The 22,001-nt window shown below is 53.3% G+C and carries 24 protein-coding genes; 12 read left to right on the top strand and 12 right to left on the bottom strand.

Going from position 1 to position 22,001, the window contains the following annotated elements:
* Positions 1–79: 79 nt before the first annotated feature.
* On the bottom strand, positions 80–1,024 hold the full coding sequence (gene osmF / locus ACT3RR_RS01935; RefSeq protein ID WP_396130280.1) for a glycine betaine ABC transporter substrate-binding protein OsmF: 945 nt from the start codon (positions 1,022–1,024) through the stop codon (positions 80–82).
* Between the two features lie 346 nt (positions 1,025–1,370).
* Between osmF and ACT3RR_RS01930 the strand changes: the two genes are divergently transcribed.
* Positions 1,371–2,849, top strand: a complete 1,479-nt coding sequence (locus tag ACT3RR_RS01930) for an MFS transporter (RefSeq protein WP_496199623.1) — start codon at positions 1,371–1,373, stop codon at positions 2,847–2,849.
* A 296-nt stretch (positions 2,850–3,145) separates the two neighbouring features.
* On the opposite strand, the gene ACT3RR_RS01925 is transcribed toward ACT3RR_RS01930, so the two are convergent.
* The 3 genes from ACT3RR_RS01925 to ACT3RR_RS01915 form a co-directional block, all read right to left on the bottom strand.
* Entirely contained in the window at positions 3,146–4,066 is a 921-nt protein-coding gene (locus ACT3RR_RS01925; protein WP_353501436.1) for a chitinase, read from the bottom strand.
* Between the two features lie 171 nt (positions 4,067–4,237).
* Positions 4,238–5,347, bottom strand: coding sequence for a suppressor of fused domain protein (locus ACT3RR_RS01920; RefSeq protein WP_353501435.1), 1,110 nt, complete (start codon positions 5,345–5,347; stop codon positions 4,238–4,240).
* Positions 5,348–5,581: 234 nt separating this feature from the next.
* Positions 5,582–6,241, bottom strand: a complete 660-nt coding sequence (locus ACT3RR_RS01915) for a TetR/AcrR family transcriptional regulator (protein ID WP_353501434.1) — start codon at positions 6,239–6,241, stop codon at positions 5,582–5,584.
* Positions 6,242–6,397: 156 nt separating this feature from the next.
* Here ACT3RR_RS01915 and ACT3RR_RS01910 point away from each other — a divergent pair, with 156 nt between their 5' ends.
* From ACT3RR_RS01910 to ACT3RR_RS01885, 6 genes are all read left to right on the top strand, one after another.
* Complete coding sequence (locus ACT3RR_RS01910) at positions 6,398–6,652, top strand: hypothetical protein (protein ID WP_353501433.1); 255 nt, start codon at positions 6,398–6,400, stop codon at positions 6,650–6,652.
* Positions 6,653–7,107: 455 nt separating this feature from the next.
* The gene (gene bhsA / locus ACT3RR_RS01905; RefSeq protein ID WP_496199622.1) at positions 7,108–7,365 is read left to right on the top strand and encodes a multiple stress resistance protein BhsA; all 258 of its coding nucleotides are present in this window, start codon (positions 7,108–7,110) and stop codon (positions 7,363–7,365) included.
* 80 nt (positions 7,366–7,445) lie between these two features.
* The gene (gene bhsA, locus ACT3RR_RS01900) at positions 7,446–7,703 is read left to right on the top strand and encodes a multiple stress resistance protein BhsA (RefSeq protein WP_353501431.1); all 258 of its coding nucleotides are present in this window, start codon (positions 7,446–7,448) and stop codon (positions 7,701–7,703) included.
* Between the two features lie 128 nt (positions 7,704–7,831).
* Positions 7,832–8,089 (top strand): multiple stress resistance protein BhsA, encoded by a 258-nt coding sequence (gene bhsA, locus ACT3RR_RS01895; protein WP_353501430.1) that lies wholly within the window; start codon positions 7,832–7,834, stop codon positions 8,087–8,089.
* Between the two features lie 36 nt (positions 8,090–8,125).
* A complete protein-coding gene (gene bhsA / locus ACT3RR_RS01890) occupies positions 8,126–8,389 on the top strand; it encodes a multiple stress resistance protein BhsA (RefSeq protein ID WP_353501429.1) in 264 nt (87 codons plus the stop codon).
* 186 nt (positions 8,390–8,575) lie between these two features.
* Entirely contained in the window at positions 8,576–8,872 is a 297-nt protein-coding gene (locus ACT3RR_RS01885; protein WP_353501428.1) for a TM2 domain-containing protein, read from the top strand.
* Positions 8,873–9,067: 195 nt separating this feature from the next.
* On the opposite strand, the gene ddlA is transcribed toward ACT3RR_RS01885, so the two are convergent.
* On the bottom strand, positions 9,068–10,165 hold the full coding sequence (ddlA, locus tag ACT3RR_RS01880; protein WP_496199621.1) for a D-alanine--D-alanine ligase: 1,098 nt from the start codon (positions 10,163–10,165) through the stop codon (positions 9,068–9,070).
* Between the two features lie 47 nt (positions 10,166–10,212).
* Complete coding sequence (locus tag ACT3RR_RS01875) at positions 10,213–10,542, bottom strand: DHCW motif cupin fold protein (RefSeq protein WP_100937941.1); 330 nt, start codon at positions 10,540–10,542, stop codon at positions 10,213–10,215.
* A gap of 320 nt (positions 10,543–10,862) precedes the next feature.
* Between ACT3RR_RS01875 and ACT3RR_RS01870 the strand changes: the two genes are divergently transcribed.
* Positions 10,863–12,242: an NAD-dependent succinate-semialdehyde dehydrogenase gene (locus tag ACT3RR_RS01870; protein ID WP_496199620.1), complete on the top strand. Its 1,380-nt coding sequence runs from the start codon at positions 10,863–10,865 to the stop codon at positions 12,240–12,242.
* Between the two features lie 82 nt (positions 12,243–12,324).
* On the opposite strand, the gene phnE (ACT3RR_RS01865) is transcribed toward ACT3RR_RS01870, so the two are convergent.
* From phnE (ACT3RR_RS01865) to phnC, 4 genes are all read right to left on the bottom strand, one after another.
* On the bottom strand, positions 12,325–13,245 hold the full coding sequence (gene phnE, locus ACT3RR_RS01865; protein ID WP_353501424.1) for a phosphonate ABC transporter, permease protein PhnE: 921 nt from the start codon (positions 13,243–13,245) through the stop codon (positions 12,325–12,327).
* A complete protein-coding gene (gene phnE / locus ACT3RR_RS01860; RefSeq protein ID WP_100937705.1) occupies positions 13,245–14,108 on the bottom strand; it encodes a phosphonate ABC transporter, permease protein PhnE in 864 nt (287 codons plus the stop codon). Before phnE (ACT3RR_RS01860) ends, phnE (ACT3RR_RS01865) begins: the two co-directional genes overlap by 1 nt.
* Positions 14,109–14,272: 164 nt before the next feature.
* A complete protein-coding gene (gene phnD, locus ACT3RR_RS01855; RefSeq protein ID WP_496199619.1) occupies positions 14,273–15,205 on the bottom strand; it encodes a phosphonate ABC transporter substrate-binding protein in 933 nt (310 codons plus the stop codon).
* Between the two features lie 90 nt (positions 15,206–15,295).
* Entirely contained in the window at positions 15,296–16,129 is an 834-nt protein-coding gene (gene phnC / locus ACT3RR_RS01850; protein WP_034788717.1) for a phosphonate ABC transporter ATP-binding protein, read from the bottom strand.
* Between the two features lie 185 nt (positions 16,130–16,314).
* Here phnC and dld point away from each other — a divergent pair, with 185 nt between their 5' ends.
* On the top strand, positions 16,315–18,018 hold the full coding sequence (dld, locus tag ACT3RR_RS01845) for a D-lactate dehydrogenase (RefSeq protein WP_485902819.1): 1,704 nt from the start codon (positions 16,315–16,317) through the stop codon (positions 18,016–18,018).
* Positions 18,019–18,087: 69 nt separating this feature from the next.
* On the opposite strand, the gene ACT3RR_RS01840 is transcribed toward dld, so the two are convergent.
* Complete coding sequence (locus tag ACT3RR_RS01840) at positions 18,088–18,678, bottom strand: Yip1 family protein (RefSeq protein ID WP_496199618.1); 591 nt, start codon at positions 18,676–18,678, stop codon at positions 18,088–18,090.
* Between the two features lie 287 nt (positions 18,679–18,965).
* On the opposite strand from ACT3RR_RS01840, the gene ACT3RR_RS01835 reads away from it, so the two are divergent.
* The 3 genes from ACT3RR_RS01835 to ACT3RR_RS01825 all read left to right on the top strand — a co-directional run bounded on the left by ACT3RR_RS01835 (position 18,966) and on the right by ACT3RR_RS01825 (position 20,902).
* Entirely contained in the window at positions 18,966–20,006 is a 1,041-nt protein-coding gene (locus ACT3RR_RS01835) for an aldo/keto reductase (protein WP_496199617.1), read from the top strand.
* 73 nt (positions 20,007–20,079) lie between these two features.
* Positions 20,080–20,742, top strand: a complete 663-nt coding sequence (locus ACT3RR_RS01830) for an aspartate/glutamate racemase family protein (protein ID WP_396130269.1) — start codon at positions 20,080–20,082, stop codon at positions 20,740–20,742.
* Between the two features lie 76 nt (positions 20,743–20,818).
* Positions 20,819–20,902 (top strand): small membrane protein YohP, encoded by an 84-nt coding sequence (locus ACT3RR_RS01825; RefSeq protein WP_019105993.1) that lies wholly within the window; start codon positions 20,819–20,821, stop codon positions 20,900–20,902.
* 90 nt (positions 20,903–20,992) lie between these two features.
* Here the strand turns inward: ACT3RR_RS01825 and pbpG are convergent, their stop codons facing one another.
* Positions 20,993–21,934 (bottom strand): D-alanyl-D-alanine endopeptidase, encoded by a 942-nt coding sequence (pbpG, locus tag ACT3RR_RS01820; protein ID WP_496199616.1) that lies wholly within the window; start codon positions 21,932–21,934, stop codon positions 20,993–20,995.
* Positions 21,935–22,001: the final 67 nt, after the last annotated feature.

Genomic DNA, 22,001 nt, shown 5'->3' with positions numbered 1-22,001 from the left:
AGTCACCTAAATCTAAAAAGTTCAGCCCGCGCGGCGAACCGGGCGGGCTTGAGTTATCTCCTCACCGATATGGCAAGGATCATTTTTTGACGAAACCTTTGTCTTGCAGGTATTTCGCGGCCACTTTTTTGGCATCTTGACCGTCAACCGCGATTTTAGCATTCAGCTTTTGCAGCGTCGGGCCATCGAGGGAGGCGAAGACCGGCTTCAACAGTTCTGGAATGTTGGGATGCGCCTTCAGCACGGATTCACGAATGATCGGTGCCGGAGCGTAAATCGGTTGCACCCCTTTCGGGTCAGTCAGCGTTACCAGACCCAATGCCGCAACCGGGCCGTCGGTGCCGTACGCCATCGCCGCGTTCACGCCAGAGGTTTTTTCCGCCGCCGCCTTGATGGTCACTGCGGTATCCCCGCCCGCCAGCGAAAGCAGCTGGTTCTGTTTCAGCTTAAAGTCGTAAGCATTTTCAAACGCCGGTAAAGCATCCGGGCGCTCGATGAACTCGGCAGAGGCCGCCAGTTTGAAGTCGCCGCCGCTTTTAATCCACTTGCCCAAATCTTCAAGGCTTTTCAGGTTATGCGCACTGGCGAGGTCGTCACGCACCGCGATAGTCCAGGTGTTGTTGGCAGGGGAAGCATCCAGCCAGACAATTTTGTTCTGGTCATAGTCGAGCTTTTTCACTTTCTCGAAACCGGCCTTGGCATCTTTCCACGCCGGGTCTTTCTCATCAGAGAAGAAGAACGCGCCGTTGCCGGTGTACTCAGGGTAGATATCGATTTCGCCGGCGGTGATTGCGCCGCGCACCACTTTGGTGGTCCCCAGTTGCAGTTTATTGGTGGTCTTGATGCCGTTGGCTTCCAGCACCTGCACAATCAGATTGCCCAGCAGCGAGCCTTCGGTATCGATTTTCGAGCCGACGCGCACGCTGTCTGCGGCTTGCGCAGAAAGACTAAAAGTAGAAACCATTGCCAACGTCGCTGCTGCCGCTATTGCCCGCACTCGCCCACGTCCTGTCATGAAAGCCATCTTATTTCCTCTTATCGGGTTACTTTTATGTTAAGGCTTTGATATCACCAACAACATTAATTCGTATACACATACGGTGTGATAAAGAATAGTTCAATTTTGCAAATTCGGACAAAATGGCGGGTCATCACACCAAGGCTGGATTTTTGAGTAAAATGCTTATTTGTGAAAAGCTTTGCCACTCAGCGCCTAAAGTAACAGGGCTAGCCTAGCCGACGCGCCCCTCCTCTCAGATGAAAATGTTTTAAGTTATAACTATTTCATTTACCTCATGAATAAAAATCAGTTGTGACTAAGGTCACGCCCCTTCTATGCTGATTTTTTGTCTAAAAGCGTAAAAATAATTATGTCAGATTCATTTGCGGCGGCTCCCGCCGGTTCAGGGAATACAGGTTCAGTCAGTTCATCCTCCAGCGACGCGCCGGTTTTAATCCGCTCCGCCGCCGATATCACCCAGCTCGTCAACCGTGGGGCCGCGAAGCTCAGCGACGCACGCATCGTGATTGCTATCGCACTCGGCGGCGTTTTCCTCGACGCCTATGACCTCGGCGCGCTGGCCTTCGGCATTAAAGACATCACGCGCGAATTTAGCCTGACGCCGTCGGGTACCGGCATGGTGGCTTCCGCAATCACCTTCGGGGCGATCATCGGCGCGCTGTTCGGCGGCTATCTCACCGACAAAATTGGCCGTTACCGGGTGTTTATGGCCGACATGTTCTTCTTCGTCTTTGCCGCGCTGGCCTGTGCATTTGCCCCAAACGAGTGGGTGCTGGGCGGCTCACGCTTTGTGATGGGCCTCGGAGTCGGCATTGATTTGCCGGTGGCGATGGCGTTTTTAGCTGAGTTCTCCAAGCTGTCCGGGCGCGGCAATAAAGCCTCGCGCGTGGCGATGTGGTGCCCGACGTGGTACGCCGCCATCAGCATCTCCTATCTGCTCGTACTGCTGCTTTACGCGGTATTGCCTGCCACGCACACCGACTGGTTGTGGCGTTTAATCCTTGGCTTCGGCGCGGTTCCGGCTCTGCTGATCATCGCCATCCGCCATCGTTATATGAATGAGTCGCCGGTGTGGGCCGCCAATCAGGGCGACCTGCAAGGTGCCGCCGCGATTTTGCGTAAGTCATACAATATTAATGCCGTGGTGGCCGACGAGGCCGATCTGGAACCGGCGGTAAAAGTGCGCAAAGCCGCGTGGCGCAACTACGGCACGCTGCTGCAAGGGGTTTATCTGCGCCGCACCGTGCTGGCGACGGTGACCGCCGTGGCCTCCTCCTTCGCCTATAACGCCGTGGCCTTCGGCCTGCCGGTGATCCTGTCGACGTTTTTGGCCCAGTCGATGATCAGCACCATTCTGGTGTCGCTGGCGCTTAATCTGCTGTTTGCCTTTGTCGGCGGGCTGATTGCGGTGCGCTATGTGTCGAAGTTCGGCGCATGGAAGATGACCGTCGCCGGATATGCCTGTCAGCTGATCGCCCTGGTGGTCCTCGCTGCCATTGGTCGCCCAACCGACGGCGCAGAAGCCGCGATTTCCATCGGCATGTTGGCGCTATTCCTGTTCGGCCAAGGTTTCGGCCCCGGCTCCCACACCATGACCTTCGCCTCACTGAGCTACCCGACCTCGCTGCGCGGCATGGGCGTAGGCTTCAACCAAACGTTAATGCGCGGCAGCTCAACGGTTTCGCTGTTCCTGTTCCCCGTATTAGCCGCCGCCCTCGGAACCGGCGTATTCTGGGTGATCGCATTAGCGCCGCTGGCAGGGCTTATCGTGTTGACGGCGATTCGCTGGGAACCCTCAGGGTATGATGTTGATGCAGAAGATTTTTAGGGGGCAGCTTTTGGGGAAAGCTGAGCAAACCTTTTTTTTAAGGTCAAGGTCGTGGGCGTCGGCCCACACCGACCAAGGGAGGCGTAAACGCGCCTCCCTTGGAACCCTGCGAAGCCTCGATCTTACAACAGCAAAAAAACGCAGGATTCCAAAGGGTTTCGTTTAAAACCCTTTGGGCCAGTGTGGGCGGCGAGCCCACGGTTTTGAATTTAAAGACCTAAATGTGGGCGGCGAGCCCACGGTTTTGAATTTAAAGATCTAAAGGAGCTGTGGGCCTCCCTGCCCACTATTTCCCCTTAGCGAATACCCGCTAAGAACGTCTTCGCATAATCACCTGAGGCTTTCTGCGCCGGGTTACTGCTGGTCTGCAAATCAACGTAGGTGTAGCTCGATGGGTTGTCACGGTTAAACGACCAGCTACCGATAAACGCCATGTTCTTCTGCTTGGCGAAAGCGGCAACCGTGGTCGCGTCTGGCAGTTTGAACATCTCGGTGGTGTCGTCGTTTAGACCGATCATCGGGGTGATGGCTACCAGTGGGTAGAGCTGCGCGTCAGTCTGGCCCGGATAGAGTTTGCCCAGCTGAGTTTTGATGCTGGTTGCCGCGTTGGTCGCTGCTTTACCCATATCTTGGCTGGAAACGCCGTCGTTATAGTCCATCGCCATACCGTTTACGCTGAACTTCACACCGGCATTTTTGGCGCTCTGAATGATGTTCAGACCTTCAGTCACCAAACCTGCTGGCATGGTTGGCAGTGTAAAGCTGATGCGAACCGATGGGTTGCTCTTCTGGAAAATCGCCAGGGCTGAGCTGATTTTACCGTAGTCGTATTGACCGTTTTCCAAGTCGAAGTCCAGCTGTTTGGCTTTAAACTTCTGTACCACGTCGGTGTAAGTCTGTACCAGTTGGTCAACAGTGAACTTGGTGGAGATATCGGCGTTGGACGCGCCGCCGAAGGAGACAATTACCTGACGGTTTGCCGCGTTCAGGTCGTTTGCCAGCGGCAGCGCCCATTCCAGCGGCATGGCGTCGGAGGCGGCCCAGCAGGCTTTATTCGACGGGGAAAGTGTCAGGAAGCCCAGCACCAGACCGTCAACGCCGTAAGAAATAGCCTGTTGAGAGTAAAGCGGGTTTGGGCGACCGTTAGGGTAATTCTGCCAGTCACTCCACAGCGCATTCAGGGACACATCAATATAAGGGGTATATAAAGTAGCCATGTTTTATATCCTTTTTTATGTAGGTAAGAACGTTTACGCCGGGGCCTTCTCCGGCGGCAAAGTCATCTTCTCCTACAACCTTTTTTGATGCATTCGATCAGGGTAGTAGCACCGCTGGCACAACAGCATCAAAATTAAAACGATATAAAACAGTTAGATAGATTTAAACATTTATCCCATTACCGGTGAACGCGGTGCAAAGACGTGACGCGCCCCCTGCTCAATCATCGCCGCCACCAAATCGTATCCGCCATTGGGGCGGGAAAGCGCAAACTCCCGTTCGGCGGTGAAAATCGGGCTGATCCAGAACTGGTTTACCGGGTCACCATAGTTATCTGGCAGGGTCATTTTGCTGGAAGGCGAACAGAGCGCGGAAGAGACCACGTGTCCCTCATAGCCCAGCGGCGCCATCGGTGAAATCAGCGTATGCCCTTCTCCCAGCCAGCTCAGCGTGGTCCACGGCAGCTGCGCATAGCCAGAAAGCGCGCTGGCCATCTGCACCGCGTTCTCTTCGGTGACATACTCTTTGCCGACGGCGAAAGCCAGCTCGATGCGCCGGTGTTCGCGGGCTTCGTCATTGAAAATAATGTCGATTTGCGGCATTGGGCGGATGCTCATGCCCAGCGTGAAGAAGTAGTAATTCTCCTCATCCTCGTGCTGGGAAATGGCCATTGGCGGCCAGTTGCCCTGATCAATGCCGTAATATTTCACCGATGGCCCGAAGCGCTCCTCATAGCTGGCGAGGAATTTACGCTGAATTTTCGGCCACGGGTTGTGCTCTTCCTGCTGCCAGTCGCGCCAGAATTGGCGCGTCTTGTCGGCCAACTCATATTGCGTATTGGTCGACGCCGATCCCAATGGGAAAGTCAGCGGGTTTTGCTTGATACAGCCCGCCGAATAGCAGACCGAATGGTCGATATACAGGCTCCAGCCGGGGATCACCGCCAGCAGCAACCCTTGATACCAGAGGGCCGCGCCGTCGTCGCTTTCATTCCATAAAATTTGAATTTGTGCCGGATCCAGCGGTGCTTCTGCCTCCAGGCTGCGGCAATACTGCGCGGCGAGCATCGGCGCCTTCCCGCTCTCCATGGCGGCATGGTCGTCGTGCTGCGGGGCGGGAGAAAGATTGCGGATCCAGCAGGCGCGCATGCGCGGGAAGCGATCGCGTAAATCTTCGCGGGCGTAAATATAGAGATAAGCCACGCGGTCATCCTGCTCGACCAGCGCGGTCAGGGTTTGTTTGTCGTTACTGACTTCGACGAGAATGTCTGACTGGCGCATAAAACCTCAACGGTGGGCCTCAATAGGATTTGAAGCGTCTGGGTCGCTTTCCAGTCAGTGTAGAACGATTAGCAAGTGAGGATAACGGGCAAAAGTCCCAAAAATCCTTGTGATAGCGGGGAAAACAGAGGCGAAATTGAGTAAACAGCAGGCAACCAGCGGGAAAAATAACGCCAGACCCGAATCTCGGCGTCTGGCGTGTTGGTTTATAGCATAACGGCGTGGCTATCGAGCTTAGTGAGCCAGAGGTTTCGCCGCCGTGGCTTTATTCAGCTCTGGCCACAGATGAATGACCATATCAATCAAGCGATTAAGCTGCTCGGTGCTGGCCCCATCGCGGGCCTGTACTGACATCCCCTGAACGGTACATGCCAGATATTTCGCCAACAGCGCGCTGTCAGTCGTTTGTGGAAGCTCGTTGCTGAGTTTTTTCTTTTCGAAGTACTCAAACAAAGTGCGTTCCTGCGACAAGTGGCGGTTGCGCAGCATTTCCGCGATGTCTTGCGAAGAGGAAGACATGCCGGATGAGGCGCTAACCATAAAGCAGCCGCTCGGCGTATCGCAGTCGGTGAACATCTCTGCCGTGGTGCGCAGATACTGTTCGATAGCCTGTTCAACGGACAAATCTGTTCTGCTCAGCAAACAGAAACTCTTTTCGTAAAAGGTTGCCAGATAGTGTTCAACGGCCGCGCGGAATAACCCCTCTTTATTGCCGAACTCGGCATATAAGGTAGGAGCTTTCGCACCCGTGGCTTCGACCAAGTCCGCTAAAGAAGTGGCCTCATAGCCATGACGCCAGAATAAATTCAGGGCCTTGCTCAGAGCAGTTCCACGATCGAACTGTTTTGGGCGACCGCGACTTTTCCGGACCAAAGCCGTGTGTTCAGTGCTCATACACCCTCCTTCCATCACCTTATTGGTTCTGGTTATCAGAATAATTTAACGATCATTATTAAAAATAGTTGCGCACAAGTCCAGCAGAGATTATTATTTAATTATCGAGCGATAAGTAAATCACTCTTAGCATCTAGAATCTCAGGACAAACCATCATGCGTGCTTTAAAAATCCTTCTTGCCGTTATGGCTTTAACCGCTGCCCCGGTTGCCAATGTCGCCGCACAGCAGGTTATCATGATGCCAACACAGAGTCAGGAAGTTGCCATGGTCAATGTGACTGGGGACAGTAACTTTTGTCACCCTGCCCGCTTCGTCAACGGCAAATCGTCACAACAGCGCATTCCAACTTCTCCAACCATGCCACCTGCCCCAGCGGGCTCAGGCAATCACCCTCCCGTTTATTACTAGGTGATCACCTGACCCCTTATTGCACCGTCGCTTTAGACGCCAACGCAGAAAGGGGATGTAATAGAAAGGCGACATAAAGGTCGCCTTTCTGATTCTCAGCAGAGCGAGACTTCTGAAAACCACCCAACGGTTTTACCATCCTTCGCCCTTCACTCCAACCATTAAGTTATCACTCATTAAATAATTCTTGCTTGTGTCATAAAAACCCACTAGCATTTAGTTATCGACCGTTAATTAATTAACTTGCCGTGAAGATTTAACAATTGAGATACATATCCCTCTTGTTAACGTGATCTGGCTCACAGCACTTTTAGTTAACGATTATTAAAAAAATAAGTTGCACAAGATTCTGTCAACGACTAACATTTAATTATCGAACGTTAATTAATAACGTTGACCAAATCATAAAGACTTTCGACAGCACGATAAACAAATAGAGATAAGGAACTAACATCATGAAAAACGTAAAAATGACTATCGCAGCACTGGCTCTGGCTACCGTATCTTTCTCTTCCATGGCGGCAACGCTGGTTGATTCAGCTCCGGCTAACCAAGAAAAAATTGGCGTGATCAGCGCGAACTCAAGCAATGGCCTGTCTAGCTTGCAGCGTGAACTGAATGCCAAAGCCACTGAAGCAGGTGCCAGCTCTTACCGCATCATCGGTGCTTCTGGTGACAACTACCTGCACGGTACTGCTGAGCTGTACAAATAACAGCGAGCCGCTTTTAAAGCGTTATCGCACTAAATTAGTTAACGATTAATAATAATGATTCATAATTAAAGGTACTTATCATGAAAAACGTAACAATGACTCTTGCTGCCATCGCACTGGCCACGGCTTCTTTCTCCACTCTGGCTGCGACTCAGGTTCAGTCTGCTCCAACTAACGCCCAGTCAATCGGCGTAGTTAGCGCGCAGGCCGGTACCAACTTGTCTAGCCTGGAACACCAGCTGGCCGCTAAAGCAGAAGCTAATGGTGCAACCTCTTATCGCATCATCTCCGCTTCCGGCGACAACCGCCTGTACGGGACTGCCGAGCTGTACAAATAAGTCCTGAAGTATTGAGTTTTAAAGGGTACCGAACGGACAGAAGAGTGGCTTTGTTGCCCAGAAAGAGCGCGCGAAGAGCGCCCAGCTAACAAAGTCTGATAAACGACGAATCAATAGGACAATATATTATGAAAAACCTGACAATGACCCTCGCAGCCATCGCACTGGCAACGGCTTCTTTCACCACCATGGCCGCCACCCAGGTTCAGTCTGCTCCTGCTAACTCACAGCCAATCGGCGTGATCAGCGCACAGGCCGGCACTAACCTGTCTAGTCTGGAAAATAAACTGGCCGCCAAAGCAGAAGCTAATGGTGCTACCTCTTATCGCATCATCTCCGCATCCGGCGACAACCGCCTGTACGGGACTGCTGAGCTGTACAAATAATCGTCGCAGCTATACGACGACTGAGGGCAAGACATCATGAAAAACCTGACAAAGACTCTGGCAGCCATCGCACTGGCAACGGCCTCTTTTACCACGCTGGCGGCGACTCAGGTGCAATCTGCACCCGCTAACTCGCAGTCCATCGGGGTGATTAGCGCACAGGCTGGTACCGACTTATCTGGCCTGAAGAGTGAACTCGCTAATGAAGCCCAGGCCCGCGGGGCAAGTGCTTATCGCATCATCTTCACTTCCGGTGACGGCGATAACCACACTTACGGCACGGCTGAGTTGTACAAGTAAGCGTTAAGCAGTAGAAATATGAAGAAGAGGCGGCTTTGGCCGCCTTTTTCATGCCTGCCTCTCGCCCATCCCCCGCTAAAGTAATTATTTTCATCCCTCGTTTAGAGAAAGGCTATATCGCCGCTATCAACAGCCTCTATAATGCTGCTGCACAATTTATAAGAATTTTCATGGGATGAAATAACGATGTCTAATATGGTTTTTTGTAGAGGCTGCGGCAAAGAGATCCACGAAACTGCCAGAAACTGCCCTCACTGTGGCGCAACCAACAGCGTGCCGGGTTCGAAGAACCGCATCGCGGCGGCCTTGCTGGCCTTCTTCCTCGGTGCCTTTGGGGTGCATAAGTTCTATTTGGGTAAAATCGGGCAAGGTTTCCTGTACTTACTCTTCTGCTGGACCTTTATTCCTTCGATCGTCGCATTTGTAGAATTTATTATTTATCTCTGCATGTCGGACGAAGATTTTGCCAGAAAGTATGGCTAAGACCGGCGGTAAAAATGGAAAAGGCAGAATCTGATTTCTGCCTTTTTGCTTTCTGCTGATCCCGCCCATGTCCGCGTGGCCTTTAGCGCCGCTGGTAATGATTAATATTGAGCACCGCGGTTGGCATTTTGTGGAAGTATCGCCGCTAAGTCGGGCAAACCTCCCCGGTCATCAGGGGAGGTTTTTGCTGCAAAATTAGTTGGCGGAGCTTTTCAACTGGCTGTCTTGCTGGTGCTGTTCTAGAGCCAGTTCCAGCAATTTGGTGATCAAATCGCTATAGCTTAAGCCGCTGGCGGCCCAGAGTTTTGGATACATGCTGATATTGGTGAATCCCGGCAAGGTGTTGATTTCGTTAATCACCACCTCGCCCTGCTGGGTGAGGAACACGTCCACGCGCGCCATACCGCGACACTCTAAGACTTCAAACGCCTGCAAGGCGATGGCGCGAATTCGATCATTGATTTCAGGGGATAAATCCGCCGGAACCGCCACCGAGGCGCCTTGCTCGTTGATGTATTTGGTGTCGTAAGAGTAGAACTCATCGTGCAGGATAACTTCGCCACAGACGCTGGCCTGCGGCTGCGCGTTACCCAGCACGGCACACTCGATTTCACGCCCGACAATGGCCGACTCCACCAGCACTTTATGGTCGAAATCAAAGGCCAAGTCCAATGCGCGGGCATATCCAGCCTGATCGCTGACCTTGCTGACGCCTACCGAAGAGCCTTGGTTAGCAGGCTTGATGAACAGCGGCAGCCCCAGCTCTTGCGCCACTTTCTCAAAGGTCTGATTGGCGCGGTTACTGCGCGTCACGGTGACAAAAGGCGCCACACTGAGGCCCGCGTCGCGCAGCAGGCGCTTGGTCACATCCTTGTCCATACTGACCGCCGATCCCAGCACGCCAGAGCCGACAAAGGGAATATTCGCCATGCGCAGCAGCCCTTGCAGCGAGCCATCTTCACCCAAGGTGCCGTGTACAATCGGGAAAATGACATCCAGTTGGGAAAGCACGCTGGCGCTGCGGGTTTCAATCAGCTGGTTTTCAGTCTGGCCGGGGATCAGAGCCACCTGATTGTTGGACTTATTCAGCGCAATCAGTGACGGATTTTCAGCATTGATCAAGTAGTTACTGGCGTCGTTAATGTGCCATTCGCCTGTTTTATCAATGCCTAACAGCGTGACGTCAAAACGCTGCTTATCTATGGCATCCACAATATTCTTTGCCGACTGCAACGAGACTTCGTGCTCTGCCGATTTCCCGCCAAAAATGATGCCTACGCGTAATTTACTCACCAAAGCTCCTCAAAAACAGTATCTAAAGGGTTGTTAGGACTGAAAAATCAGTCAACCACAAACAGCTTTGCGCCCAACGCGGTCGAGGATTGGTGCGCCTCTGCGTTATCCGCCACCTGATAGCTCATGCCGGGTGTTAGGGTGAAGGTGCGGCCGTCGTCGAGACGAGTCTGTAATTCGCCCTCGAGACAAAACAGCACGTGCCCCTTGCTACACCAGTGGTCCGCCAAATAGCCCGCCGAATACTCGACGATCCTCACGCGAATATCGCCGAAATGCTGGGTGCGCCACAGGGCTACGCCGGTTTCTCCCGCGTGCTCGGTTGGCTCTATCTGGCTCCAGTCGGTGGTGCAAAACGGAATTGCAGCAAGCTTCATCGACTTCTCGCTATCTGTCAGATCAAAAAGGAAATCCAGCATAAAAGTGAGCGCGGTTTTTATCAATCAATGTTGATTGGCGGGATGAATATGAGCTGAAAAAGAGTTCATGGCGTCTATCAATGCCGTGGCTGCAAAGTTAAGTAAAGCCGAATTATCCGAAGGACAGCCCACAGGGCTGGCGCGGCGCGGGCTGTGGGGCTTGGCGCAAAAACTGCCGATTCTAGAGTGTTGCCAAAGGTGACTCCCGTCCCAAAACGCGTTTTTATCAACTAGGCTTAAGTTACGTTCGCAAAAGCGTTATAAACAAGGAGCTATTTATGCCTTATCAAACGATTAATCCTTTCAACAACAAGCTTATCAAAGAATATCAAACACATAATGATCAGCAGGTTGAACAAACGCTGAGTGCAGCCCATGACCTGTATAAGTCCGAATGGGGTCAAGGGGATATGCAGCAACGCCTGAAAGTGCTGCATAAATTATCCGATATTATGTCTTCCCGAGTGGAAGAGCTGGCGAAAATCGTCAGCATTGAGATGGGTAAACTGATTGAGCAAAGCCGCGATGAAGTGAAGCTCTGCGCGGAGATTGCCAAGTATTACGCCGACAACGCCGAAGAGTTCCTCAAGCCCGTTCCCTACAAGTCCAGCCTGGGCGAAGCCTGGGTCGAGCACAGCCCGATTGGGGTTATCATGGCGGTTGAGCCGTGGAACTTCCCATTCTACCAGCTGATGCGCGTGTTGGCGCCGAACCTGGCCGCCGGTAACAGCGTCATCGTCAAGCATGCCGGTATTGTTCCGCACTGTGCCGAAACCTTTGAGAAATTGGTCAGCGAAGCCGGGGCACCAAAAGGTGCTTACACCAACCTGTTTATTTCTCAGGATCAGGTGGCCGATATCATTGAAGATGACCGCGTGCAGGGCGTTGCCTTGACCGGCTCGGAAAAAGCCGGTGCCGTGGTAGCCGCCAAAGCGGCCAGCAAACTGAAGAAATCGACCTTGGAGCTGGGCGGTAATGACGTCTTCGCCGTACTGGAAGATGCCGATATCGACCATGCCGCCGAAGCCGGTGCTCAGGCCCGCGTGGCCAATGCCGGGCAGGTGTGTACCGCCGCTAAGCGCTTTATTCTCCATGAGAAAGTCGCCGATGAGTTCCTGAAGAAATTCACCGAACACTTCAAGGCGCTGAAGATCGGTGACCCGCTCGACAGCAGCACCACCCTTGGCCCGCTCTCTTCAGCCGACGCGCTGAAAACCCTGACCAAGCAGGTGGATCAAGCGGTGAAAAACGGTGCGAAAGTCCACGTCGGCGGTAAAGCCGTGGCTAACAATCCGGGTAACTTCTATGAAGCGACCATTCTGACTCACATCACCCGCGACAATCCGGCCTACTTCGAAGAGTTCTTCGGCCCGGTGGCGCAGATTTACGTGGTAAAAAACGATGAAGAGTTAGTGAAGTTGGCGAATGACTCCAACTACGGCCTTGGCGGTTCCCTGTTTACCAAAGACATGAAACGCGCCCGTAAGCTGGCGACGCAAATCGAAACCGGCATGCTGTATGTCAATTCGCCGTCCAACACCGCGCCAGAACTGCCGTTTGGTGGGGTGAAACGCTCGGGCTTCGGCCGCGAGTTATCAGATTTGGGGATCAAAGAGTTTGTGAACCAGAAACTGGTAGTACTGGCTGCAAAATCCTAGTTTAGTAGTCAGTAAAAAAGCCCTTTCTCCGCGCGGAGAAGGGGCTTTTTTTATGCCTAAGACCTTGATGACGTGGCTTTTATTAAGGTTTGTACAGCTCAATTGGCGGCTTAGGCTTCGGCGGCGCTTCGAACAAATCGATATCTTCGCCATGAATATATTTCGCGCGCAGGATGGAGGAAATCTTATCCATCGTCATCACGATCACCACCAAAATCAGGGTGATAAACATCACCACGTCCCAGTTCCATAAACGCATGTTTTCGGCATACACCAGACCAATCCCCCCTGCCCCAACAAAACCCAATACCGCCGCAGAACGGGTGTTGGACTCAATCTGGTACAGCGACAGCGCGAGGAAGGTCGGGAATGACTGGGTGAAAATACCAAAGCGATGGGTTTGCAGCGGATTCGCGCCCAAGGCCCGTAAACCACGACTTGGCGAGCGTTCCACGGCTTCGTGCCCTTCGGCGTAAAGCTTACCGAGCAGGCCAAGATCTTGCAGAATAATCGCCAGTACCCCGGCCAGCGGGCCCATGCCGACGGCGCGGACAAAAATCAGCCCCCAGATAGCCATGTCCAAACCGCGCAGGACATCCAGAATGCGGCGCACCACCAGCGAAATCGGCCGCAGCACCGGCGTGGACATCACATTTCGCGCCGCCAAAAACGACAGCGGCAGTGCGAGGAAGGAGGCGGTGATGGTCCCGGCGAAGACAATCGCCAGCGTCATCACAATTTGCTCGAAGTAATACATCAGCGGCCATTCGGAGAAGTTATGCCACACAAACATGCGCAGGAAATAACGACCAATCTCCGATGAGCCGTGCACCACGGCGGTCCACGGAATGCCGTAGAAGGTGAAAAAGTAGATGTAATACAGCGTGATCAGCACGGCGAAGGTGCCGAGGTAGCGCAGATAGCGACGCTGGGCGGAAAACAGTGTTGGGTTATCGCGCTTGATATTGGCGATAGCCGATGGTGCCAGAGCTTCAGTCAGCATCAGAACGTGCCCTCTACCGCGAGTTTACGCAGCTTGCCGGATAAAAAGTCCATGATGGAAACCACCAAAATGATCAGCAGCAGCGTCATACTGACTTGGTCGTAACGGTCAAGTTTGATGGACGTCATCAGCTCTTGGCCGATGCCCCCTGCCCCGACCAGCCCCAGAATGGTTGACTGGCGGAAGTTAATCTCCAGACGCATAAAGCTGTAGGAGAGGAAAATCGGTTTGACCTGCGGCCAGAGAGCAAAGCGCATGCGCTGCAAACGCCCGGCTCCGCAAGACTTCAAGCCGCGAACCGGCTTGTCAGAGGCGGTTTCAATCGACTCATAAAACAGTTTGGTCAGGCTGCCCACGGTGTGCAGGGTCAGGGCGATAAAGCCCGGAATAGCCCCGACGCCGAACGCCATGACGCACATTACCGCCCACGCCAGCTCGGGCATGGTGCGCAGGAAAGCCACAAAAGTGCGGATACTAAATTTGAGCCATTTCGGCGAGTCGGTGTTACTGGCGGCCATAAAAGCCAGCAAGGTGGCGAGCGCGGTGGATAAAATCGTCGATGAGAGCGCCAGTTGAATGGTTTCCCAAATCAGCGGCAGCTGAATATTCAGACGGTATCCCCAATAAGCCAGCGAACCTTCAGTGTGACCATCAGCAAACAGTTTTGACCAGTGCAATACCGGCACGGTTTCGCCAATATAATCGAAGAAGTGTGGAGCAGAGAAAAATACGGTTTTCAGATTGAGTTCAGAAACATTGCCGGACCATAAATAGAGCAGCAGCATTATTCCCGACCATACCAGCGCTTCACGTTTTTGTTTGCCGCGAATTTGCTGATAATAACGATTGAAGTCTTTATTCAAAATAATGATTCCGTATTTCTATCGATATTAAAGAGTAAAATATATGCAGGCGTTATTGTCGCAGGCAATTTGGATGCGGCCAGCGCGCAGGATCCGCAGCGTACATAAAGTACGTGAGGAATCCGAGCACTGCCCGCATTCAAAGTGGCAAGTAAAATAGCCTGTTAGCGAGAACCCTTAGTCAATTCACGCTTCATGTCGATAATCTGTTGATATTCGGCCAGTGACGTTTCACCAATATGCATCGTGCCGCCCACTGCTTTAACGAAGCAGGCGTGATCGCTGGTGTCCAATTTCTTAATAGCGGCAACCAGTTTCGCTTTGAAATCAGCTGGCAGGTCGCTACGCACTAAGATTGGGCCATTTGGAATTAACGGAGATTCCCAAATAATACGGATTTTCTTCATCAGGTCCGGGTGATCCATACGGATCATGCGGTTGAACGCGCCAGAGGTGTAGCCTGTTTCGCGGTCGCCAATCATGGAAGCCCAAGTCACTGCGCCAGCGAATTGGCCGTTCAGCACGCCCAGAATGTCCTGCTCGTGGCCGCCGGAGAAGGTGACGCTAGAGAAGAAGTTGTTGTATTTGTTATCCGTGTTGCCGCCAAACTCTTTCTTGAAGGCTTGGTTAGGGATCAGATAACCCGAGGTAGAATCTGGGTCAGCGAAGCCAAAAGCCGTGCCTTTCAGGTCAGACAATTTTTTGTACGGGCTGTCGGCTTTTACCACCACGATAGAGTGGTAACCGCGAGATTTATCGGTGTCATCAATAGTAATACCTACCAAATCGACGGCTTTCGGGTTATTAATATACACCGAAGCGTAAGATGAAGGTGACATGCTTAATACCATGTCAACTTTCCCGCCTAATAAGCCCTGAATAACCCCTGAATAGTCAGAAGAGTTACGCAGTTTAGTATCTACATTTAATTCTTTATCAAAGAAATCTTTCACACACTGATTATCGCCAATCTGTTGAGTGGCATTCTGACCACCCAGAATACCCAGGTTTAATTCTTTTGGCGCATCTGCTGCCATGCTGTGCATTGCGGTAAAAGTACCTGCCACCAATACCGCCAGACGTAATAACTTCTTCATGTAATAATGACCTTGTGTAGATGGAGAGAAAGTTGAAATAAATAAAAACAATGAATATTACAAACTACTTATTGTGACGAATAAATAAGATCAATGAGATGATTCGCCGTCTTCACCATAAAGTTGATGAAGAATTGAATCATTTAAATCATCAGGATGCCCGTCGAAAATAATCTGCCCTTTGGCAATACCAATTACGCGGGTACAGAAGTCTTTCACCAGTTCAACCGAGTGCAGGTTGACCATCACGGCGATATTCTCTTCGCTGACCTTTTTCAACGCGTTCATGATGCGCAGCGTGTTTTTTGGGTCCAGCGAGGCCACCGGCTCATCGGCCAGCAGAATTTTGGGGTTTTGCATTAATGCGCGACAGATAGCAACGCGCTGCATCTGTCCACCAGAGAGGTTCTCCGCGCGCTGCAAGGCGTGCGGCAACATATGCAACCACTCCAGCAAGGAGATAGCGCGGGCGCGGTCTTCGTCGTCGAATTGGTTAAAGAAAGATTTGAAAGTAGAAGTCTGACTGAGGCGGCCCAAGAGTACGTTGGTCAAGACGTCTAGACGAGGTACCAGACAGAAATCCTGAAAAATCATGCCACAGCCTGAACGCCAGCGGCGCAGCGCCTTGCCAGTCAAACCTGCTAACTGCTGCTGTTCGCCATTTTCGTAATGGCAGACAACGCTACCGTCAGACAGAGGGATGGTGCCGTTCAGCACGTGCAGTAAGGTTGATTTACCGGCACCAGAGCGACCAATCACCGCCACGAACTCACCGGCGTGCAGATCAAAATTGATGTCATTCAGAACGCGCTGTCCTGATTTGTAGGATTTCACCAATCCTTTAACGTCTAAAACTTTGTTCTGTTGCAGCGTGCGGGCCTGTGGATATTCGGCCTGTGCCAGCTTAAGTTGAGCTTGCGCCATGGTGCGTTCTCTCGGTTGCCTACAGATTCTGGCAATCATTAAGCGGGAGTTTTGTGACACATTGATGATGCTTTAATAACCATCCCATGACGCTCAAATATGAACCCTTCCTTTAATATCATTTAAGCCTATGATTATTCAGGGCAGCGATTTTGGCCCTCTGGGTAATAAGTGAGGAATAGGACATGAGCATTCATCAGGATAATCAGACGCTGATCACACGTCTGAAAGAGATCGTCGGCTACCGCCATGTACTCACCGGCGACAGCAACACCGAGCGCTACCGCAAGGGTTTTCGCTCCGGCGGTGGTAAAGCCTTAGCGGTAGTGTTTCCGCAGACCCTGCTCCAGCAGTGGCAACTGCTCAAGGCCTGCGTCGAGGCTGACAAGATTGTCATTATGCAGGCGGCCAACACCGGACTGACCGAAGGCTCGACGCCGAGCGGCGATGATTATGACCGCGATATCGTCATCTTCAGCACCCTCAAGCTCGACCATATTGAACTGCTCGACGGCGGCAATCAGGTGATTGGCTTCCCCGGCAGCACCTTATATAAGCTGGAAAAAATCCTCAAACCTTACGGCCGCGAGCCACATTCGGTGATTGGCTCCTCCTGTATTGGCGCGTCGGTGGTCGGCGGTATCTGCAATAACTCCGGCGGATCGCTGGTCAAACGCGGCCCGGCTTACACCGAAATGGCGCTCTACGCGCAGATTGACGAACAGGGCCAGCTGCAGTTGATTAACCACTTGGGGATTGAGCTGGGCGACACGCCAGAGCAGATCCTCACCCGGCTGGAGAAAGGCAATTTCACCGCCAGCGAAGTGCATCACGACCAGCGCTTGGCCTCTGACCATGACTACGCCGAGCGCGTGCGCGACGTGGATGCCGACACCCCTTCTCGCTTCAACGCCGACCAGCGCCGCCTGTTCGAAGCCTCCGGCTGCGCGGGCAAGCTGGCGGTGTTTGCCGTGCGTCTGGACACCTTCCCGGCGGAAAGCCAGCAGCAAGTTTTCTATATCGGCACCAACAGCACGGCGGTGTTGACCGAGCTGCGACGCCAGATTCTGGGTGATTTCAAAAACCTGCCGGTGGCCGGTGAGTACATGCACCGCGACATTTTTGATATCACCGAAGTCTACGGCAAAGATACCTTCATGATGATCGACAAGCTCGGCACCGACAAAATGCCGGACATGTTCAGCGCCAAGGGCAAGTTTGACGCCCACGCCAGCAAGGTGCCTTTCCTGCCGAAGAACTTTAGCGACCGCGTGATGCAGTGCATCAGCAAGGCGCTGCCGAACCACCTGCCGCCGCGCATGAAAAAATTCCGCGACCGCTACGAGCATCACCTGCTGTTAAAAATGTCCGGCGACGGCATCGCCGAGGCGCAAAGCTTCCTCACCGAATTCTTTAAACAGCACGAAGGCGACTTCTTTGTCTGTACTGACGAAGAGGGCAAGAAGGCCTTTCTGCATCGCTTTGCCGCCGCCGGGGCCGCCGTGCGCTATCACGCGGTGCACGAGAAGGAAGTGGAAGACATTTTGGCACTGGACATCGCCCTGCGCCGCAACGACCGCGACTGGTTCGAAACGCTGCCTGCTGAAATCGACAACCAGTTAGTCGCCAAGCTCTACTACGGCCACTTTATGTGTCACGTTTTTCATCAGGATTACATCGTCAAGAAAGGGGCGGACAGCAAGAAGCTCAAGCACCAGATGCTGGAAATCCTCGACGCGAAAGGTGCTGAGTACCCCGCCGAGCACAACGTCGGGCATCTCTATATCGCCAAGCCGCATCTGAAAGCCTTCTATCAGCAAGCCGACCCGACCAATAGCTTCAACCCCGGCATTGGTAAAACCAGCAAGCTGAAAGGCTGGCGGGAGTAGTCATTTCGCAGGCATAAAAAAGGCAGGGATGAGGATTCGCCTCTCCCTGCCTCAACGCGTTAACTCAGGTCAGAACAGTTTCGCGCCATAACCCCACATCAATACGGTCAGGGCCAGCAGCAGCTCTAGCACCAGCACGCCCATCGCCAGCGTCGAGCTGGAGAACAGGAAGCCTTCGCGGTGGTCAATATTGAGGAAGTTAGGGATGCCGAGATACAGCAGATAGCCGCTGTAGCACAGGCCAATCAGCCCGACGAACAGGCACAGCCAGACCATCGGATAGAGCGCCACCACGCCGCTGAGGAACATCGGCGTCGCCACATACCCGGCGAAGACGATACAGCTATTGAGCGAAGGCCGGCTGTCATAACGGCGAGCCATCCAGTAGATGATCCGCCCCATCAGCGCGACCGCGCCGAGCATCAGCACATAGAAAATTACGGCGATATAAGAGGCGGTGAACATGGAAACAATCAGGCGCTGACCGTCGCCAAAGTTCCATCCCAACTGGGTGGTCCCGATAAAGGAGCACACCACCGGGATCAGCGCCATAAGCAATACGTGATGAAAATAGACGTGTGAGACGGTTTCCCGCTCGCGCTGGATTTGTTGCAATTCTGGACCGGGACGGGACATCAGTCCCCAGACATGATTGACCATGGTACACCCCCATAAACGCCGGAAACCGCCAACGGCGCGGGTGATAATGACCTTCCGGGATGCAGCGTCACAGGGCGTGTCACACGCATTAAGAAGGTGGCGGCCTGAGTTAATTATAGTTCGCCCTGTTTTTTCTGCCTGCTGGTTAAACAAATCCTTTTACAAATCCGTAACAAGATAAGGCAGAAATATCACGTCCTCAGGTTGCCGTTGTCTTGATGAGCGTTAAGATAGGAACAATGTTTCAAATCTACCCTACAAAAAACCTATCAGGATAAGGAGACATCATGCCGTATCAGGCAAGCCCTTCCCGTTACGAGAACATGCAATATCGCTTCTGCGGCCGCAGCGGGCTGCAACTGCCCGCGCTGTCACTCGGCCTGTGGCACAACTTCGGGCATATCAGCGCGCTGGAATCCCAACGCAACCTGCTGCGCAAAGCCTTTGATTTAGGTATCACCCACTTCGACTTAGCCAACAACTACGGCCCGCCTGCGGGGTCTGCGGAAGAGAACTTTGGCCGTCTGCTGCGTGAGGATTTCGCCCCCTATCGCGACGAGTTGATCATCTCCACCAAGGCCGGTTATGACATGTGGCCTGGCCCGTACGGCTCCGGCGGCTCGCGTAAATATCTGTTGTCCAGCCTCGACCAAAGCCTGCAACGCATGGGGCTGGAGTATGTCGACATCTTCTACTCCCACCGCGTTGATGAAAAAACCCCGATGGAAGAGACGGCGTCGGCCCTGGCCCACGCGGTGCAGAGCGGCAAGGCGCTGTATGTCGGCATCTCCTCTTACTCGCCGGAACGCACGCAGAAAATGACCGAACTGCTGCGCGAGTGGAAAATCCCGCTGTTAATCCATCAGCCTTCTTACAATCTGCTCAACCGCTGGGTAGATAAAAGCGGGCTGCTCGACGTGCTGGAAGAGAACGGCACTGGCTGCATCGCCTTCACCCCGCTGGCGCAGGGGCTGCTGACCGGCAAATATCTCAACGGCATCCCGGACGGTTCGCGGATGCAGACCGAAGGCAAAAAGGCGCGCGGCCTGTCAGAGAAAATGCTGACCGAGGAGAACCTCAATAGCCTGCGCCTACTCAACGACATGGCGCAAAAACGCGGCCAAAGCATGGCGCAGATGGCCCTGAGCTGGCTGCTGAAAGACGACCGCGTGACCTCGGTGCTGATTGGTGCCAGCCGACCAGAGCAGTTGGAAGAGAACGTCGCGGCGCTCGGCAACCTGCACTTCACCGCCGAGGAGCTCGCCGCTATTGATAAGCATGTGGCCGATGGCGAGCTGAATCTGTGGCAAGCCTCGTCCGATAAATAAGCCCCACTGCCCCGCTCCGTGGCTTGCCGCGGGTGGGGTTTTCCCTTTTATATTGCCTACCCCGGAGCCTCAATTGCGTATCGCCTGCTTACACACTGCCGAAAGTAATATCGCTATTTTTGATGCCGCCGCCGACGCGCTGGGGATCTCACCCGACCAACTCTCACACCACGCGCGCCCTGACCTGCTGGCCGCCGCCGGACAAGCCGGTGGGCTGACGCCAGAGATTCAGCAGCAAACCCGCGAGATGCTGCTGAGTTTGGCGGAGGGCGCCGACCTGATCCTGCTCACCTGCTCGACGCTGGGGCCAGCCGCCACCGAGGCCAACGCGTTGCTCGAGATTCCCGTCTGGCGCGTTGATCGCGCCTTGGCAGAGCAATCCATGGCTGCACCGGGCAAAACCCGGGTGCTGTATGCCGCGCCAACTACCCTCGAGCCAACCCAGCGCCTGTTCGAACAGGTGGAGCGTCATCCGCAGGCCGAAGTGGAATTCCAACAGGTGAAAGGTGCGTGGGAAATCTTTTTAGCGGGAAATATTGCCGGGTATTTGCAACGCATTGCGGCACAGGCCGATCTGGCCTTTCAACAGGGCGTGGAGCGCGTGGCGTTGGCGCAGGCTTCCATGGCTGGCGCGGGGAATCTGACTCAACTCGGCGCGCCGCTTTCCAGCCCAATTTGCGCGTTGCGTGACGCAATTCAGTTTTTACGCACCGCGCAAACAGAGCAAAATTCATAATCCTGTCTATACTGAATGAAAGATATCAGCGGTTTAGAGATTTCTTTACATTCATTATTTTTTTGAGGGACTGCGCATGAAAATTATTCTGTGGATCATCGCCATTATCTTTATCGTCGGCCTATTGACCCTAACTGGCGTATTTAAACTGATTTTCTGATCGTCAGTTCTGCTAGACATTGATAACAAAAAAGCGGCGTTGCTGGATGGCAACGCCGCTTTTTTTATGGCTAATCGGGCTTCGGCAACCTTAGTCGTCGGCCTCTTCAACGCTCGGCTGGGTGCGCTGCTGGTCCTTGGTTTTACGGTAAGTTTTGGCGATCTGCGGCACCGGCACGCTCTTGCCGGTTTCCATCCATGTGCGCAGGCGGTTGGCATCCGCAAAGGCAGTGTATTTGCCGAACGCGTCCATCACCACCAGCGTCACAGGCTTACCATTGATGGTGGTGCGCATCGCCAGACAGTGGCCCGCCAAATCGGTATAGCCGGTTTTGGTTAGCTGAATGCTCCAGCTCGGGTTCATGACCAGATGATTGGTGTTGCGGAACGGCAAGGCGTAGGCCGGGCTGCTGAACACCGCGGTTTTCTCCTGCGTGGTACTCAGCTCGCCAATCAGCGGATATTTCTGCGAAGCCAGCAGCAGGCGGGTTAAATCGCGCGCCGTAGAGACGTTTTGCGGCGACAGGCCGGTTGGCTCGACGTAGCGGGTGTGGGTCATTCCCAGCTGCTTGGCTTTGGCATTCATCGCGCGGATAAAGGCTTCGTAGCCGCCCGGATAGTGCGCGGCCAGACTGGCGGCGGCGCGGTTTTCGGAAGACATCAGCGCCAGTTGGATCATCTGGCGGCGATTAATTTCACTGTTAACCTTCACGCGGGAAAACACGCCACGCATCTCTTTAGTGTTATGAATATCAACCGAAATCACTTCGTCCAGCGGCAGCTTCGCGTCGAGCGTCACCATCGCCGTCATTAATTTGGTGAGTGAGGCGATTGGCCGCACTTGGTCTGGATTTCGGGAATAAATCACTTCATGAGATTTAAGATCAACCACCATCGCGCTGCCGGAGGCAATTTGCACGATAGGCGCGACAACCGGCGCATGTTTTTCGCCAGCTACGGCGGAAGTGGCAGACATCATGCCTGCATTAAGAGCCAACAGGCTCACAACCAAAAGACGAATTTTCACATGCATTGCTCTGTATTTAAGAAGGTTGTCATCAATGGAGCATCAAAACTGCCGGCGAATTATAAGTTAGGCT

This window comes from Ewingella sp. AOP8-B2-18 (genome assembly GCF_052376015.1).
Lineage (GTDB): Bacteria > Pseudomonadota > Gammaproteobacteria > Enterobacterales > Enterobacteriaceae > Ewingella > Ewingella allii.
Note: the sequence above shows the minus strand (reverse complement) of the source record. Positions and strands in the feature narration are given on the sequence as shown.